The sequence below is a fragment of the Mycobacterium sp. 852002-51613_SCH5001154 genome (genome assembly GCF_001667425.1).
In the GTDB taxonomy this organism is placed as follows: Bacteria; Actinomycetota; Actinomycetes; order Mycobacteriales; family Mycobacteriaceae; genus Mycobacterium.
Window position 1 is genome coordinate 99,376 of the sequence record NZ_LZII01000065.1, and the last position, 17,084, is coordinate 116,459.

Sequence of the window (17,084 nt, forward strand, 5' to 3'; positions counted from 1 at the left end):
CGCGGGCGGCTTTCTCGACGTTTCGTGGCACCGATTTATACCCCGTAGACCCTTTGCTGAAGTCAGCTGACGTTGGTGCCGAGGAGGCGCTGCTCGAAGAGATCCGCGCCGCGGGCCGTCCCGCCGGTGGCCTTGAATCCGGCCGCCACCCGTTTCGCACCGTGGGTCATCGTCATCGCTTCCCGCACTTTGGTGCGCAGCCGCGACGGTGTGAGTTTCTTTGCCGGCAGGCGGGTACCGCACTGGGCCACCTCGACGCGCCGCGCAACCTCGAGCTGGTCGCGACCGTATGGAACGACGCACACCGGTATGCCACGGGCGAGCGCCTTTTGAGTTGCGCCCATCCCGCCGTGCGTCACGGCACACACCGCCCGGTCCAGCACCAAGCCGTGCGGGATGAATTGCAGCACGGTTGCGTTGCGCGTCGACGCTACTTCGTCCGGTCGCCCGGCGGGCAAGGTCGCGACCACATGCACCGGCTCGTCCTTCAGTGCGGCGAGCGCGGTCCGGATCAGGTTGGTGTCCGCTTGTTTCTCCGATGACGTGGTGACCAGCACTATCGGCTGGTCGATTGAGGCCAGCCAATCGGGGACGGTGTGCGGCCCGGGGTCGACCACGCATGGACCGATCAGCTGCACCCCATCACCCCAATCCGTTTGCGGGTACTGGAACGGCTTGCCGCTGGCGACCAGCAGCAGCGGTGCGCGGCGCAAGAACTCGTCCATCGACGCGACCGACCGCAATTCGAGATCCGCACGAATCCCGTTGATCGGTGGGAGCATCACCCGCTGCAGCGGACCCTCCACCGCGATGCGCACGGCGGCATCGCGCAACCGGCCCAACGCGCCCGACATCGGCCTGAGACCCGGGCCGAACGGTGGCACGCCGGGCGACCGCAGTGGCGGCGTGTACGGCACGAAACATGCCCAGGGGATCTCACCGGTTTCGGCCGCCGACAGCGCCCCCCAGCAGTTCACGTCGACGAGCAGTGCATCTGGACCAACCCGCGCTATCGCGTCCCCGAGATCGGCGACTTCGTGCACGGCACGCCGGCCAAAGCTCGCAACTCCACGCTTGAGGGCGACCAGAGGATTGGCCGTCACCTCGCTGTCCCCGAGCTCGATCGCCTCGATGCGCGGATCGATCGCATCCGCCGTGAAGCCGAGCTTTCGCCCGATGTCTACACCGCTTGAGAGTGTCCGCACATAAATCCCGTGCCCACGGCTCGACAGCTCCGATAACAGCGCGCTCATCGGCAATAGGTGCCCCAGCGCGGGCGAGGTGTACGCCAGGATCGTCGCCACTTCAGCCCCGCCGCAGTGCAAGGGATTCATCGACCATCCGGCGTGCCTCGGGCTGCCGCCCGCGGGCATCGAGCTTGTTGCATGACTCGAGGTAAGCCTTCGACAGTTCGGCGTACTGGTCCGGGCGGCCTTCCGCCCGGGCCAGCAGCGCGCGGGATTTCAGCCACCACAGATCCGTAGCCGCGATGCCAGGCCGCCGAACGTGCCACCGACCGACGATGTCGCGGGCTTCGCGGAGGTCTTCGACGGATCCTCGCTCAACGAGCAGTTCGATGAGCGCCTCGGCCGTACAGCCGACGAACACTGGACTGCCGCTCTCGGAGTGCCGCAAGAACGTGGGGCGAAGATCGTCTATCGCTTCGTGGATCCGTCCTCTGCGGGCGGCATCGACCGCCAGATCGGCGGCAATGCTCGTCATCCCGATGTGATGCAGCTTGTGCTCCTCGATCAGGACGCGGGCGCGGTCAAGCAGATCGATGGCCTCGTCGCGCGACGTGTTCTCCGTGCGCAGCAGGGCCGATCCATGGGCCCACAGTGTGGCGATGATGCCGCTGACGTCGCCCAGCGATTCCCCGCATCGCAACGCCTCACGCGTCTCGTCGACCAAATCGTCGCCCCTGCACAGACCCAGCACCGCAACTGTTCCCGCGTAATGCGACATGGTCGCGTAGTTGAGGGGGCCGAGCGTATGTGCTTGTTCAAGGCCCTCCCGGAAATCCCGCTTGCCCTTACTGCAGTCGCCGAGGCACATGCCGATGATTCCGCGAAGAATTTGCGCCGCAACCGTTTCGTTCGCGGGCACATCCCCAGCCAGTGTCAGTATCGCGTCAATGACCCTTAGCGCGGCGTCGAATTCGCAGTTGGCAAACCGGATGAATGCTAACGAATTGAGGATTATGGCCCTGGTCGCCGCATCGCACACAATGCCGCTGACCATGTCTTCGAGCTCCGATGCCAGCGCCAGGGCCTCGGGAACCCGAATGTCGTTGATACTGAACGACCAGATGAGTCCGGCGGTCGCGAGCGCGAGCGGTGTCAGGTCGGTGGCCTGCGTGCTGAGACCGCGAAGCTCTTCGTAGAGACCGTCGGCGCCATCGGCGTCGCTCACGTAAAGCGCCGTAGAGATCAGCATGGCGCGCGGCGCGATTCGCATCGCGGTCACGTCCTCGTGGTCGTCGGACAGCCCATCTGCGATGCGGCGCGCACTCTCCCATTCCGCGCGGGCGGCGCGGATATCGCGCGGCCGAAGCCGTTCCGCCGCACGCAGATGCCAATGGTAGGCCTGGACGAGTTCGCCGCCCGACTCCAGGTGGGTTGCGATTAATGCCGCGTTGTCGTCGACGGCACCCGCGTCGCGCGCCTCGATCGCGGCGGCCAGCCGGCGGTGGGCCTGCACGCGGACGGCGCTCAGTTGTGACTCGTAGGCGACCGTGCGCACCAGCGGATGGTGGAAGCAATACCGTTGGCGCGGAACGAATTCGATCTGATCGATCAGCTCGGCCGACACCAGCTCGGCCAGGCTCGTGGATGCGCTCTCCGGCAGCAGAGCGTGCAGTGCGTCCACGTCGAAGTGGTTACCGATCACCGCCGCGGCGTTGAGGATCGACTTCGTGGTCGCGGGCAACCGATCGATGCGGGCGGCAAGCACCGCTTGCACCGTGGCCGGAACGGCGATTTCGTCGGCATCACCCGTCAGGCGGTAGGCACCGCGACCGCCCGAGAGCACGCCGCGGCCCGCAAGGTCGCGAACGATCTCCTCGGCGAAGAAGGGATTGCCGGCCACCGCGGCTGCAATTCGTTCGCCCAGGCCACCCAGCGACTGGTCGCCCCCGAGGAGCTGGCGGACAAGGCGGACGGACGTCGATTCGGTCAGTGGCTGCAGCGTCACCGTCTGGTTCGATCGATTGCGTAGCGCGCCACGGAATTCTGGCCGGTAGGTCATGACGAACATCGACGTCGTCCCGTCGAGGGTGCTCGCGAAATCAGCGAGGACGTCGTCGCTGGGCTGATCGATCCAATGGGCGTCCTCCAGTGCAAACACCGTCGAAGTGGAGCGTGCCCGAACGGCATGCGCCAGGATTTCGATCAGCCGTCGGCGCCTCGCTTCGGCGCTGACCTGCAGGTGAGGGGCCATGGTGTCGGCGATGCCCATGGCCTCGAACAGGATTTGGGCGTCGGCGGAGTCCCGTCCAAGCAAATCTGCGTATTGCATGCTCGTGCGTTCGCGGGCCTCGCTTGCGCTAAGGCCTTCCAACTTGAACATGGCGCGCAGCAGGCGCGACAACGCCCGGAACGCAACCGTGCTGGTGTGCGCTTCGCAGCGGGCGACGACGATGTCGGCGCCTTGACTTGCGGCGATCGTCGTGAACTCCCTGAGCAGGCGGCTCTTGCCCAGCCCGGGGCGACCGACAATCCCAACGAGGCAGCCGGAATGGGCGGCGAACAGGGTTTGCAGCCGGCGCATCTCCGCATCGCGGCCCAGCATCAGGCCTTCCTGGCGGCCCAACACCATCCGCTCGGATTCCATGGCGAGGAGTTGTCGCGCGGGCACGGGTGCGTCGGCACCCTTGACGAAAATGTCTTCGACGGGACCGAGCCGGGCCGCTTCCTCGACGAGGCGTGCCGTGGAAAGCGAGCACATGACTCCACCCGGAGGGGCGGCGGCCTCCATGCGTTGTGCCATTCCGACGGGGTGGCCGACCGCGGTGTATCTTCCTTGGCCTGAACCTATTTCGCCGGCGATCACTGCCCCCGAGTTCAGCCCGACTCGCACCTGCAAGGTGGCGCCGGCACGGCGAAGCACCTCGGCGGCAAGCTCTTTGGTGACCGATTGGATCTCCAGAGCGGAAATGCACGCCCGCAGCGCATGATCCTCCAGGGCCACCGGGGCACCGAACAGCGCCATCAAGCCGTCACCGGTGAACTTATCGACGGTCCCGTGATAGCGCTGAACCACGGCCGCCGCACGGTTGAACATCTCGTTCATGATCTCTTGGAGCAGTTCCGCGTCGAGGGCCGCCGCAAGCTTCATTGAGCCGACGACGTCGGCGAACAGCACGGTTACTTGTTTGCGTTCGCCGCTGGCCGGTCTTGGGACGACTGGAGCGCCGCAGACATCGCAGAAGCGCGCCTTGGCGCGCAGGTCGTTGCCGCACAGCCCACATCGGCCGGTGGCCTCGCTGACCGGACTAACCATCCACCGATCTCCTGCGCCGTAAAGCCCTTGCGTGATCCCCATGATCGCCCATAGCGCCCCGCGGGCGGCACATATCCGCGAAACCTGCTCGCTGGAGTTGCCCAGAAGCTGGTCGGACTCCGCCGCGCTTTGCAGGACGACGGCTGACTCGGCACCCGCAAGTGGCGTAGCCGACTACGCTATCCCCTCCGACGGCGGCCGGTGAGCATGACTTTTGTCAGCTATCGGTGAGCGAAGGCGGTGTGCGATGTCCGACAAAGAGGCCAAGATCGGCAGTCACGCGGTGGTGTTGGGGGCGAGCATGGCCGGTTTGCTGGCCGCGCGATCGCTAGCCGACTTCTTCGACACGGTGACGGTCGTGGAGCGTGACCCGCTGCCCGATGCCCACGCCGCCCGCCGGGGCGTGCCGCAGGGACGGCACCTGCACGCTCTGTTGGCCCGGGGAGCACAGGTGATCGAGGGGATGTTCCCCGGCGTCCTCGACGAGATGGTTCTCGACGGCGCGCATCACTTCGACGGCCAGGATCTCTCCGAGCTCTACTACAACGTCGGCGGGCATCTGATGGCGCGGCGCGGCAGCGCCACGGGGCTGACCGCGTACAGCGCGACACGGCCCTTTCTCGAAGACCATGTCCGCACGCGGCTGCGCGAGATTCCCAACGTCACCCTGCTCGACGAACACGTGATCCTGGGCCCGGTATCGACACAGGATCGCCACCGCGTCACGGGAGTGCGGGTGGTCTGCGGCCGCACCGGCGAGCCCACCACGCTGCCCGCCGAGTTGGTCGTCGATGCCACCGGGCGCGCCGCCCGCACCCCGACCTGGCTGGACGACTTGGGGTACGACCGCCCGCATGAGGATCGCGTCGACGTCCAGCTGACCTACGCGAGCCAGGCGCTGCGCATGACGGCGGAAGCGCCGCGGGAGCTCGGCTTCCTCATCGGTATCGTGCCCGGCAGGCCGAGAGGTTGCGGCCTGTTGCACTGCGAGGACGACACCTGGCTGCTCACGGTGATGGGGGTGGCCGGCCAGGAACCGGCGTCGCTCGACCTTGCGGAGATGTGTGATTTCGTGGCGGACTGCGCGCCGGCCCACCTGCTCGCCGCGGTGCGAGCCGCCGAACCCATCGGGGAACCGGTGCGGCACCGGACGCCATGCAGTCGATGGCGCCGCTACGACAAGCTGCGGCGCTTCCCCGAGGGCCTGCTGGTCATCGGAGACGCGATCTGCAGCTTCAACCCGGTCTACGGCCAGGGCATGACGGTCGCCGCGCTCGAGGCGTTGGCGCTGCGCGACTGCCTATCTGCCGGTACTGACGATTTGGCGCGGCGCTACTTCCGAGCCGCGGCAGCACCGATCCGCCAAGCCTGGCACCTATCGACCAACCCCGACCTTGCCCTGCCCGAAATCCACGGCACCGCACCGCTCGTCGCTCGGCTGTTCAACAAGTACGTCGATCGGGTGCTCACCGCGGCCGAAAGCGACACCGCAGCGCTGAATCAGTTCATCAGAGTGACCTCCCTCGTCGACCCCGCGACGCGACTGTTGCGCCCGAACATGATCTGGCGTGCTGCCCGCGCGCGCCGACCCGGCATCGATGCCGATATCGCGCCCGCCGACGTTCTGGTGGAAGCGCCGCGCTGACGCTAACCCCGGTGGTAGGCCGGCGGCAGCGGCATCCCGAGATCGGCCAACACGCCCCGCAACCGGGTCGGGTAGTCGGTGATGATGCCGTCGACGCCGTCGGCGATCTGTTCGCGCATCGCGGCCGCATCGTCGACTGTCCACGGGATCACCTTCAGCCCCAACGCATGTGCGCGATCGACATACGGCTGGCCGGCTACCAGCTGGTACCTGGGCGAGATGATGTCCGCGCCCACCAGCTTCGCCCCGATCATCGGATCGCCGATGGCGGTGGCGTTCGCCCCGGCCAGCCACGGCGAGTCCGGCACCCAGGTGTCCTCGTTGTACAACGCCACCAACGGAATTGACGGCTCTTCCCGGCGCACCATGGGCAAGGTCCGCCAATCGAAGCTCTGGATCTCCACGCGGCCGACCTTGCCGGCCGACCTGACCGCCGCCAGTATCACGTCGACAAACTGTTGGGGGTCGGCCGAGGTGCCGGGCTTGTCGGCTGCCACCTTCGTCTCGACGTTGTAGCGCACGGCCGCATGGTAGGAATCGGCCAGCGCAAACACCTCCGCCAGGACGGCTATCTTGTTGCCCCGCACAACTTCAGCATCGGGAAATTCGACCAGCCGCCGCCCGCAGTCCAGCGTGCGAATCTGGTTCAGGGTGAGTTCGTGCACCAACTTGCCGACGTAGGGATACTGCGGATCGCCGGCGAAGGCGGGCCCGGTGTCGGCGCATTTTTCGGCGTCGATCGTCGGATCGTGCCACACCAGCGGTTGCCCGTCTCTGGTGATGTTGATGTCGAGTTCAAGTGTGCTGACCCCCAACTCGAGTGATTTCGTGAAGGCCCGCAACGACTCCTCCGTCGTCTCCCCACGCCCGCCGCGGTGAGCCTGCAGGTCGAATTCGGGGGTTTGGGCGCCGGCCGCGGGCGCCAGCACAACGAGTAGCGCCAGCGCGGCACCGAGGCGCACGGGCCGCCGGCGCACCGGAGCTAAGCCCTGCGCTGGCGCGCGATTTCAGCGAGCACCACCCCGGCGGCCACCGAGGCGTTCAGCGATTCGGCGTGCCCGGCCATCGGGATGGACACCACCTCGTCGCAGTTCTGCCGGACAAGTCGCGACAGCCCTTTGCCTTCCGATCCGACGACCACCACCAGCGGGTCGGCGCCGTCGATGTCGTCGACGACGGTGTCACCGTCGGCGTCCAGGCCGATCACCCGGATGCCTCGGTCGGCCCAATCTTTAAGCGTTCTGGTCAGATTGGTGGCCCGTGCCACCGGGATGCGCGCCGCGGCCCCGGCACTGGTGCGCCAGGCCACCGCCGTCACAGACGCCGAGCGTCGCTGCGGGATCAGCACACCGTGGCCGCCGAACGCCGCGACCGAACGCACGATCGCACCGAGGTTGCGCGGATCGGAGATGTTGTCCAGCGCGACCAGCAGGGCGGGCGGTGAGTTGATCGCGGTGGTCAGCAGGTCGTCGGGGTGGGCATAGTCGTACGGCGGCACCTGTAGTGCGATGCCCTGATGCAGGTGGTTGCTCGTCATCCGGTCCAGGTCGGCACGCGGCACCTCGAGGATCGAAATGCCCGCATCCGCTGCGCGGGTCACGCTTTCGGTGACCCGCTCGTCGGCCTCGGTGCCCAGCGCCACGTACAACGCCGTCGCCGGCACGCCGGCCCGCAGGCACTCGAGCACCGGGTTGCGGCCGAGCACCGTCTCCGTCTCGTCGGTGGCGCGCTTGGCCGGCCGCCGCGGCGGCGACTGGGCGCGTTTGGCTGCGGGATGGTTCGGACGCAGGTGCGCCGGCGGTGTGGGACCGCGGCCCTCGAGCGCGCGGCGACGCTGGCCGCCCGAACCCACGGTGGGTCCCTTCTTGCTGCCCGCTTTGCGTATTGCCCCGCGGCGCCGCGAGTTGCCGGCCATCTAGTTGTCGCGCTTTTCTTCGCGGGCCAACAGCTCCCACTGCGGCCCGTCCGCGGTGTCGGTGACGTCGATGCCGGCGAGTTTCAGGCGATCCCTGATCTCGTCGGCGAGCGCCCAATTGCGTTGCTCGCGAGCCTTTTCCCGGCTTTCCAGTTCGGCCCGCACCAACACCTCGACCGCGGCCAGCGCGGCCGTCGTCTCGTCGCGGGTTTCCCAGCGCTCGTCGAGCGGGTCGCAGCCCAAGATGCCCATCATGGTGCGGATCGCGCGGGCTTGCTGCAACGCGCCGTCGTGGTCGCCGGTGTCGAGGGCGCGGTTGCCCTCGGCCCGGGCGTGGTGCACCTCGGCCAGCGCGGCCGGAACCGCCAAGTCGTCGTCGAGCGCCTCGGCGAACCGCGGGGTCCATTCGCCGGGCTGGACGGCACCGACGCGAATGCGGACGCGGTGCAGGAATTCCTCAACGCCCACATAGGCTTTCACCGCGTCCTGCAGTGCGGTGTCGGAGAATTCCAGCATCGAGCGGTAGTGCGCGCTGCCCAGGTAGTAGCGCAGCTCCGCCGGTCGCACCCGCTGCAACAGCGCCGGGATGGCCAGCACGTTGCCCAGCGACTTGCTCATCTTCTCGCCGCCCATGGTGACCCAGCCATTGTGCAGCCAGTAGCGGGCGAATCCGTCACCGGCGGCGCGGCTCTGCGCGATCTCGTTCTCGTGGTGCGGGAAGACCAAGTCCATCCCGCCGCAATGGATGTCGAACTCCGGCCCCAGGTAGGTGCGGGCCATCGCGGAGCATTCCAGGTGCCAGCCCGGGCGTCCGCGCCCCCAGGGTGTGGGCCACGACGGCTCGCCGGGCTTGGCGGCCTTCCACAGCGTGAAGTCGCGTTGATCCCGCTTGCAGGTGGCCACGCCTTCGCCCTGATGGACGTCGTCGATCTTGTGACCGGAGAGCTGGCCGTACTCCGGGTAGCTGAGCACGTCGAAGTACACGTCGCCGCCCGCCGGGTACGCGTGGCCGGTTTCGATCAGGCGGTCCATCAATTCGACCATCTGGGTGATGTGCCCGGTGGCGCGTGGCTCGGCCGACGGCGGCAAGACGTCCAGAGCGTCGTAGGCGGCGCTGAACGCGCGCTCGTAGGTGGCCGCCCACTCCCACCACGGCCGGTCGGCGGCGGCGGCCTTGTTGAGGATCTTGTCGTCGATGTCGGTCACGTTGCGAATGAAGGCGACGTCGCAGCCGCGCGCCATCAGCCAGCGGCGCAGGATGTCGAAGGCCACGCCGCTGCGGACATGGCCGATGTGCGGCAAACCCTGAACGGTGGCGCCACACAGGTAGATGGAGACGTGGCCCTCGCGCAGCGGAACGAAATCACGCACGGCACCGGCCGCCGTGTCGTGTAGCCGCAAGCGGGCGCGATCGGTCACGACGTGCCAGCTTACCGGGTGGTTCCGAGTTGCCCGGCGCTGCGCGCGCCTTAGCCGGCGGCGATCACCAATGCGGTGGCGATGGCGGCGCGGCCCTCGCCGCGGCCGGTCAGGCCCAACCCGTCGGTCGTAGTCGCCGCCACCGCGACCGGAGCCCCCAGCAGCTCCGATAGCACGCGCTGCGCCTCGGCCCGGCGCGGACCGACCTTCGGCTGGTTGCCGATCAGCTGCACCGCGGCGTTTCCGACCCGAAAACCGTCCCGGGCCACCAAATCGGCGACGTGGCGCAGCATGTCCGCGCCGCTGATCCCTTTCCAGCGGGGGTCGTCTACCCCGAAAACGGCGCCGATGTCGCCCAGCCCCGCGGCCGACAGCAGCGCGTCGCACAGCGCGTGCGCCCCCACGTCGCCGTCGGAGTGGCCGGCGCAGCCGTCGGCGCCGGGAAACAGCAGACCCAGCAGCCAGCAGGGCCGGCCTGGTTCGATCGGGTGCACGTCGACCCCGAGGCCGACCCTAGGCAGCTCGCTCACCGGCGCACGACCGCTTCGGCCAGCAACAGATCGAGCTGGGTGGTGATCTTGAACGCCAGCACGTCGCCGTCGACCACCTGCACCTGGCCGCCGACATGCTCGACGAGCGAGGCGTCGTCGGTGAAATCGGCGGTGCCCGCGCGCTGGTACGCCCGCAGCAACAAGTCACGGGCGAAACCCTGCGGCGTCTGCACGGCGCGCAGCCCGGCCCGCTCGGGTGTACCCAGGACCACGCCGTTGGCGTCCACGGCCTTGATGGTGTCATGCAGGGGCAGCGCGGGCACGACGGCGTCATGCCCGGCCCGCAAGGCGTCCACCACGCGCACGATCAGTTCCGGCGGCGTCAGGGCACGCGCGGCGTCGTGGACCAGGACGAAATCGGGTTCACCGGCGAGGGCCGCCAGCGCCAGGCTCACCGATTCAGTGCGATCGGCGCCGCCGGGGACGACGGTCGCTCGCTCCCCCAGGGCCCGCGCAGCCTCGTCGACCCGGGCCGCAGGGACGGCCACGACCACGTGGTCGACGACTCCGGATTTCAGCAAACCCTCGACGGCGCGGTCCAACAGGGTGCGCCCGTCGACCTCGCAGAATGCTTTGGGAATGCCTGCGCCCAGTCGCTCGCCCGACCCTGCGGCCGGAACCACTGCGACAACCGTGCCCGAGGAGAGCGTCCCCGTGACCACCGAAGAGTCAGGGCCTTCAGGAAGCGGCGGCCAGAACCTCGTCGAGGATGGTTTCCGCCTTGGCGTCGTCGGTGCTCTCGGCCAGCGCCAATTCGCCGACCAGGATCTGGCGGGCCTTGGCCAGCATGCGCTTCTCGCCCGCGGACAGGCCACGTTCCTGGTCCCGACGCCACAGGTCGCGAACTACCTCGGCGACCTTGTTGACATCGCCGGAGGCCAGCTTTTCCAGGTTGGCCTTGTAGCGGCGCGACCAGTTGGTCGGCTCTTCGGTGTGCGGAGCCCGCAGCACCTGGAACACCTTGTCGAGGCCTTCTTGCCCGACGACGTCGCGGACACCGACGTACTCAGCGTTGTCTGCGGGTACTCGAACTGTCAGGTCTCCCTGCGCCACCTTCAAGACGAGATATTCCTTTTGTTCCCCTTTGATGGTGCGGGTTTCAATCGCCTCGACTAACGCAGCACCGTGATGTGGGTAAACAACGGTGTCGCCGACCTTGAAGATCATCTGATTCGAGCCCCTTTCGTTACTTCAGTCTAACACGGCCGCCCAATCGCGCGTGGAGCAACGATGCAGGTCAGGGGCACAACACGCGCAGATTAGGGGTTGACAGGGGGAGCAGAACGTGCAGTGATGCACATTACCAATGCGTCTATTCGGCCCCGGGAGCGGCCCCTGAGCGCCGTAAGGGAGCCCGCGGGACGGGCTCCCGGGCTGGTCTTACGCCCCGCGCTACCGCGCGCGAAACCTTCCTACTACTGTGCATAGTTGCATCAGTCGAACCGGCCCAGCAGGAGGCATTGAGTGAACCGATTCGAGATCAGCCTCTCGTTCCGGGCCGCGCTCGTCGGCCTGGTAGCGGTGCTCGCGGTCCTGCTGAGTGGCTGCGGGGCCGGCCAGGTATCGCAGATGGCCGTCCAGGAGCCCGCCATCAACGGCAACAAGGTCACCTTCAAAAATGTGGCACTGCGCGACATCCGCATGCAGGCCACGCAGACCGGTGAAGCCGTGCAGCCGGGCCGGACGGTCGATCTGGTGCTGGTAGCCATCAACCAGTCGCCTGACGTGCCGGACAGATTGGTCAGTATCACCAGCGACGTCGGCTCGGTGGCCGTGAGCGGAGACGGCCGCCTGCCCGCCGGCGGAAGGCTGATGATCGGGACGCCGGAGGGACAGAGGGTGGCGCCCGGACCCTTGGGCGCCAACACCAACGCCGCCAAGGCGACCGTCACCCTAGCCAAGCCGGTCAGCAACGGCCTCCTGTACAACTTCACCTTCAACTTCGAGAAGGCCGGCCAGGCCACCGTGCTGGTGCCGGTTTCGGCCGGGTTGAACCCGCCCCAGCAAAGCTAGGCGCGCGTAACCGCCTGTCATAGCGGGGATTTGTCGTACCGGCTCGATACCGTCATGGCGTGGCAAATCCGCGCTCGCAATACCGCTGCTCCGAATGCCAGCACGTCACCGCCAAGTGGGTGGGCCGGTGCTTGGAGTGCGGCACCTGGGGCACCGTCGACGAGGCGCCGGTACTGACCGCGGTCGGCGGCCGGCGAGCGGGTCCGGCCTCTGCGTCCGCTTCCCGGCCCGTCCCGATCACCTCGGTCGAACCCAACGCCAGCCAGCACCGCTCGACCGGCGTCGGGGAACTCGACCGGGTGCTCGGGGGCGGCGTGGTGCCCGGTTCGGTCACCCTGCTGGCCGGCGATCCCGGCGTGGGAAAGTCGACGCTGCTGCTCAAAGTCGCCCATCGCTGGGCGCTTTCGGGCCGGCGCGCGCTGTACATCTCCGGTGAGGAGTCCGCCGGCCAGATCCGGCTGCGGGCCGACCGGATCGGCTGCGGCGCCGACGAGGTCTACCTGGCGGCCGAATCCGATGTGCACACGGTGCTGGACCACATCGCGACCGTGCGGCCCGCCCTGGTGATCGTGGACTCGGTGCAGACCATGTCCACGACCGAGGCCGACGGCGTCGCCGGCGGGGTCACGCAGGTCCGCGCGGTCACCGCCGCGCTGACCGCCGCCGCGAAGGCCAACGGCGTCGCGCTGATCCTGGTCGGCCACGTCACCAAGGACGGAGCCATCGCCGGGCCGCGCTCGCTGGAACACCTGGTCGACGTGGTGCTGCATTTCGAGGGCGACCGCAACGGGTCGCTGCGGATGGTCCGCGGGATCAAGAACCGGTTCGGCGCGGCCGACGAGGTCGGCTGTTTCACGCTGCACGACAGCGGAATCGAGGACGTATCCGACCCGTCGAACCTCTTCCTGGATCAACGGCCGGCACCCGTCGCCGGGACCGCCATCACCGTGACGCTGGACGGGAAGCGGCCGCTGATCGGAGAGGTGCAGGCGCTGCTGGCGACCCCAGGGGGCGGCTCCCCGCGCCGCGCCGTCAGCGGCATCGACCCCTCCCGGGCTGCGATGATCAGCGCCGTGCTGGAAAAGCACGGCAGGCTGCCCGTCAGCGTCCACGACATCTACCTGTCCACCGTGGGCGGCATGCGGCTGACGGATCCCTCCTCGGATCTGGCCGTCGCGATCGCGCTGGCCTCCGCATACTCCGATCGACCGCTCCCGACGACGGCGGTGATGATCGGCGAAGTGGGGCTGGCGGGCGACCTGCGGCGGGTCAGCGGCATGGATCGACGGCTGGCCGAGGCCGCACGCCAGGGATTCAGCATCGCGCTCATCCCGGACGGCGACGACCCCCGCCGCGAGATCGTGCCCGATGGGATGCGGGCGCTGCGGGCACCGACCATCGTCGCGGCGCTGCAACACATGAAAGCCATCGCCGAGCCGCGCAACGGCTGGACGCGTAACACCGCGGGGCCGCACAATGACACGCTGTGACACGTCCGACACTGCGTGAGACCGTCGCCCGCCTGGCGCCGGGCACCGGGCTGCGAGACGGCCTGGAGCGCATCCTGCGTGGCCGCACCGGTGCGCTGATCGTCATCGGCAACGACGAAAACGTCGAGGCCATCTGCGACGGCGGCTTCGCCCTCGATGTCCGGTACGCGCCGACCCGCCTGCGCGAGCTGGCGAAGATGGACGGGGCCGTCGTGCTGTCCACCGACGGCAGCCGCATCGTGCGGGCCAATGTGCAGCTGGTGCCGGACCCGTCGATACCCACCGACGAATCCGGGACGCGGCACCGCTCGGCGGAACGCGCGGCGATTCAGACCGGTTACCCGGTGATCTCGGTGAGCCACTCGATGAACATCGTGACCGTCTACGTCGGCGGGGAGCGCCACGTGGTGGCCGATTCCGCGACCATCCTGTCGCGGGCCAACCAGGCGATCGCCACCCTCGAGCGGTACAAGACGCGGCTCGACGAGGTCAGCAGGCAGCTTTCGCTCGCCGAGATCGAGGACTTCGTCACGCTGCGCGACGTGATGACGGTGGTGCAGCGGCTCGAGCTGGTCCGGCGGATCGGTCTGGTGATCGACTACGACGTCGTCGAGCTGGGCACCGACGGTCGCCAGCTGCGGCTGCAGCTCGACGAGCTGCTGGGCGGCAACGACATCGCGCGGGAACTGACCGTGCGCGACTACCACGCCAGCCCGGAGCCGCTGTCCAAAGCGCAGATGACCGCGACACTCGACGAGCTGGACGCCCTCTCGGACACCGAGCTGCTCGAACTCACCGCGCTGGCAAAGGTTTTCGGCTACCCGACCACGGCGGAGGCACAGGACTCGGCCGTGAGCCCGCGCGGCTACCGCGCGCTGGCCAGCATCCCGCGGTTGCAGTTCGCCCACTCCGACCTACTGGTCCGGTCGTTCGGGACGCTGCAAGGCTTGCTGGCGGCCAGCGCCGGCGACCTGCAGTCGGTCGAGGGCATCGGCGCGATGTGGGCCCGCCACGTGCGTGAGGGACTATCGCAGCTCGCGGAGTCGACGATCTCCGATCCGCTTAGTTAGCCGGCTGGGGCCGGCGCGACCGGCGGTGCCTCCGGCGGCGGCGCGGCGGCCGGCTGACCCGGCCCGGGCGCCGGGCCCGGCGGCGGTGGCGGCTGGTTCATGATGAACGGGACCGGCTGCGAGCGCAGGTTGCCCAACTGCACGACGAGGTTGTAGGTGCCCGGCCCGATGGCCGGCCGGGGCAGCGGGCAGTGCGGCGCCGACCCCATCCCCGTCCACGTCACCGCGGTCGTCACCTGCTCGCCCGGGGTGAATGTCTTGATCAGCGTCTCGTTGGAGGGCGCGCAGTCCAGGTTCGACCACAGTCGCTTGTTGTCCAGCGAGTACACGTACGCCGCCAGCACCGCGGCGCCGACATCCCGCTTGCAGGACACCAGGCCGATATTGGTGACGACCATGGTGAACTTCGGCTGATCGCCGATGAAGTACTGGGGCGCATTGGTCAGGCCCTTGACGGCCAGCGTCGAATCGGGGCAGTCATCGCCCTCTTTCAGCACCGGCGGCGGCTGCACCGCTGCCGTCGGGGTGGGCATCTCCGGGTTCTGGCCCTGTTGCGGCGGCACCCCCGGGTTGGGCTGTTCCCCGGGCGCGGCCGGCGGAGGCGCCTGCGGCGCGGGCGAGCCGGGCTTGCTTTGAGCGGAATTCGGTTTGTCGGCACTGGCGGGCTTGGCGCCCGTGTTGTGTCCCATGAAGGCGATGACCGCGGCGACCACGATCCCTAAGACGACGACCGCGACGCCCACGGCCAGGCCACGGCGCCGCCAATAGATCTCGGTAGGTAGCGGGCCACGCGGTTCAAGATCCAGCACGTTTGCAGCGTAGGTCCAGGTCACGTCGAGTTGCCTGACCCGCCTCGGCGTGTCGCGGGGTTTGCTGGCTGACCGCCGTGTTAGTGACGACCGCCCGGGGCCCCGCTGAGGCCGGCTATTCGCCCGCTATTCGCCCGCTATTCGCCGATGTCGCCGACGTGATCGACCAGGGCCGCGCGCCCGTCGGCGAGGTGATAGGTGGCGCCCGCTATCGCCAGGGTGCCATCCGCGATCCGTTCGGCGATCGCCGACGAACGCGACACGAGCTGGGCGACCGTTTCACGCACATGCCGTTCCTCGAACTCGTCGACGCGGCTCAGGCCGTCGCGACGGCCCATCAGGACCGAGGGCGCGACCCGCTCCACCACGTCGCGCACGAAACCGCCCGGTATCGCACCGTCGTTGATGGCGGCCAGGGCGGCCTTGACGGCCCCGCAGCTGTCATGGCCCAGAACGACGATCAGCGGCACGTCGAGGACCGTCACGGCGAACTCGATGGAGCCCAGCACAGCCGAGTCGATGGCCTGTCCGGCGGTGCGCACCACGAACATGTCACCCAGACCCTGGTCGAAGATGAGTTCGGCCGCCACCCGGCTGTCCGCGCAGCCGAACACGACCGCGGTGGGCTTCTGCCCGCCGGCCAGGCTGGCCCGGTGTTCGACACTCTGGCTGGGATGCTGAGGCTTCCCGGCGACGAATCGCTCGTTACCCTCTTTGAGTGCTTTCCACGCGGTTACTGGGCTGGTGTTAGGCATGGCTGACATCATGCCGCATCCGCCGGTAAACGGACGGCCAAATATTGCGGCCGATGAGTTGCTCGAGTGGTACGAACGATCCCGGCGCGACCTGCCCTGGCGGGAGCCCGGCGTCACCGCATGGCAGATCCTGGTCAGCGAATTCATGCTGCAGCAGACGCCGGTCTCGCGGGTACTGCCGATCTGGTCGGACTGGGTGCGGCGGTGGCCCACCCCGTCGGCCACCGCGGAGGCCAGCGCCGCCGACGTGCTGCGGGCGTGGGGCAAGTTGGGTTACCCGAGGCGGGCCAAGCGCTTGCACGAGTGCGCGACCGTCATCGCGCGGGAGCACGGCGACGTGGTTCCCGACGACGTCGACACCCTGCTGACCCTGCCCGGCATCGGCAGCTACACCGCACGCGCCATCGCCTGTTTCGCCTACCGTCAACCGGTTCCGGTGGTGGACACCAACGTTCGCCGGGTGGTGGCACGCGCAGTGCACGGGCTGGCCGACGGAGGTTCGGCGTCGGCGGTGCGGGACATGGCCGACGTCTCCGCGCTGCTGCCCACCGACGATAGGGCGCCGCGGTATTCGGTCGCCCTGATGGAACTGGGCGCGACGGTGTGCACCGCGCGAACGCCGCGGTGCGGGTTGTGCCCGCTCACCCGGTGCGCGTGGCGGGACGCCGGTCATCCCCCGGCACAGGGGCGCGCCCGGCGGGTGCAGACCTACGCCGGAACCGACCGGCAGGTCCGCGGACGCCTGCTGGACGTGTTGCGCGGCAACGACTCTCCGGTCACCCGGGCGGAGCTGGACGTGGCGTGGTTGACCGATACGGCCCAGCGGGACCGGGCCCTGTATTCGTTGCTGGTCGACGGCCTTGTGACGCAGACGGCCGACGGCCGGTTCGCACTGGCGGGCGAAGCGTAATCGCGCG

The 17,084-nt window shown here is 68.5% G+C and carries 15 protein-coding genes; 5 read left to right on the forward strand and 10 right to left on the reverse strand.

The genetic code is table 11. The annotated features are described in order from the left end of the window. Positions 1-62: 62 nt before the first annotated feature. A complete protein-coding gene (locus A5750_RS18060; protein ID WP_067264638.1) occupies positions 63-1,304 on the reverse strand; it encodes a glycosyltransferase in 1,242 nt (413 codons plus the stop codon). 1 nt (position 1,305) lies between these two features. Further along, positions 1,306-4,500 carry an adenylate/guanylate cyclase domain-containing protein gene (locus tag A5750_RS18065; protein ID WP_067264639.1) on the reverse strand — a complete coding sequence of 1,065 codons (3,195 nt, stop codon included), beginning with the start codon at positions 4,498-4,500 and terminating at the stop codon, positions 1,306-1,308. Positions 4,501-4,747: 247 nt separating this feature from the next. On the opposite strand from A5750_RS18065, the gene A5750_RS18070 reads away from it, so the two are divergent. Then, on the forward strand, positions 4,748-6,145 hold the full coding sequence (locus tag A5750_RS18070) for an NAD(P)/FAD-dependent oxidoreductase (RefSeq protein ID WP_067264641.1): 1,398 nt from the start codon (positions 4,748-4,750) through the stop codon (positions 6,143-6,145). A 2-nt stretch (positions 6,146-6,147) separates the two neighbouring features. Here A5750_RS18070 and A5750_RS18075 read toward each other — a convergent pair whose 3' ends face one another. The 6 genes from A5750_RS18075 to carD are packed head-to-tail and all read right to left on the reverse strand — an operon-like array spanning position 6,148 to position 11,197. Then, entirely contained in the window at positions 6,148-7,122 is a 975-nt protein-coding gene (locus A5750_RS18075) for a glycerophosphodiester phosphodiesterase (protein ID WP_231989243.1), read from the reverse strand. A gap of 5 nt (positions 7,123-7,127) precedes the next feature. After that, positions 7,128-8,060 carry a 23S rRNA (guanosine(2251)-2'-O)-methyltransferase RlmB gene (rlmB, locus tag A5750_RS18080; RefSeq protein WP_066955427.1) on the reverse strand — a complete coding sequence of 311 codons (933 nt, stop codon included), beginning with the start codon at positions 8,058-8,060 and terminating at the stop codon, positions 7,128-7,130. Then, entirely contained in the window at positions 8,061-9,479 is a 1,419-nt protein-coding gene (gene cysS, locus A5750_RS18085; RefSeq protein WP_067264644.1) for a cysteine--tRNA ligase, read from the reverse strand. A 50-nt stretch (positions 9,480-9,529) separates the two neighbouring features. After that, entirely contained in the window at positions 9,530-10,009 is a 480-nt protein-coding gene (gene ispF / locus A5750_RS18090; protein ID WP_066955433.1) for a 2-C-methyl-D-erythritol 2,4-cyclodiphosphate synthase, read from the reverse strand. Then, positions 10,006-10,692: a 2-C-methyl-D-erythritol 4-phosphate cytidylyltransferase gene (gene ispD / locus A5750_RS18095; protein ID WP_067264646.1), complete on the reverse strand. Its 687-nt coding sequence runs from the start codon at positions 10,690-10,692 to the stop codon at positions 10,006-10,008. The genes ispF and ispD overlap by 4 nt, the downstream gene beginning before the upstream one ends. Before the next feature lie 16 nt (positions 10,693-10,708). Continuing rightward, on the reverse strand, positions 10,709-11,197 hold the full coding sequence (gene carD, locus A5750_RS18100) for an RNA polymerase-binding transcription factor CarD (RefSeq protein ID WP_007166539.1): 489 nt from the start codon (positions 11,195-11,197) through the stop codon (positions 10,709-10,711). 297 nt (positions 11,198-11,494) lie between these two features. Between carD and A5750_RS18105 the strand changes: the two genes are divergently transcribed. The 3 genes from A5750_RS18105 to disA are packed head-to-tail and all read left to right on the forward strand — an operon-like array spanning position 11,495 to position 14,603. Then, positions 11,495-12,043 (forward strand): hypothetical protein, encoded by a 549-nt coding sequence (locus tag A5750_RS18105; protein WP_067264649.1) that lies wholly within the window; start codon positions 11,495-11,497, stop codon positions 12,041-12,043. 59 nt (positions 12,044-12,102) lie between these two features. Next, positions 12,103-13,533 (forward strand): DNA repair protein RadA, encoded by a 1,431-nt coding sequence (radA, locus tag A5750_RS18110; RefSeq protein WP_067264653.1) that lies wholly within the window; start codon positions 12,103-12,105, stop codon positions 13,531-13,533. Beyond that, positions 13,530-14,603: a DNA integrity scanning diadenylate cyclase DisA gene (gene disA / locus A5750_RS18115; RefSeq protein WP_066955447.1), complete on the forward strand. Its 1,074-nt coding sequence runs from the start codon at positions 13,530-13,532 to the stop codon at positions 14,601-14,603. The genes radA and disA overlap by 4 nt, the downstream gene beginning before the upstream one ends. On the opposite strand, the gene A5750_RS18120 is transcribed toward disA, so the two are convergent. Further along, the gene (locus A5750_RS18120) at positions 14,600-15,412 is read right to left on the reverse strand and encodes a hypothetical protein (protein WP_156659631.1); all 813 of its coding nucleotides are present in this window, start codon (positions 15,410-15,412) and stop codon (positions 14,600-14,602) included. The two genes, disA and A5750_RS18120, sit on opposite strands and share 4 nt — an antisense overlap. Before the next feature lie 137 nt (positions 15,413-15,549). Beyond that, complete coding sequence (locus A5750_RS18125) at positions 15,550-16,167, reverse strand: carbonic anhydrase (protein WP_066955452.1); 618 nt, start codon at positions 16,165-16,167, stop codon at positions 15,550-15,552. Here A5750_RS18125 and A5750_RS18130 point away from each other — a divergent pair. Beyond that, the gene (locus tag A5750_RS18130; protein WP_066955455.1) at positions 16,166-17,077 is read left to right on the forward strand and encodes an A/G-specific adenine glycosylase; all 912 of its coding nucleotides are present in this window, start codon (positions 16,166-16,168) and stop codon (positions 17,075-17,077) included. The two genes, A5750_RS18125 and A5750_RS18130, sit on opposite strands and share 2 nt — an antisense overlap. Positions 17,078-17,084: the final 7 nt, after the last annotated feature.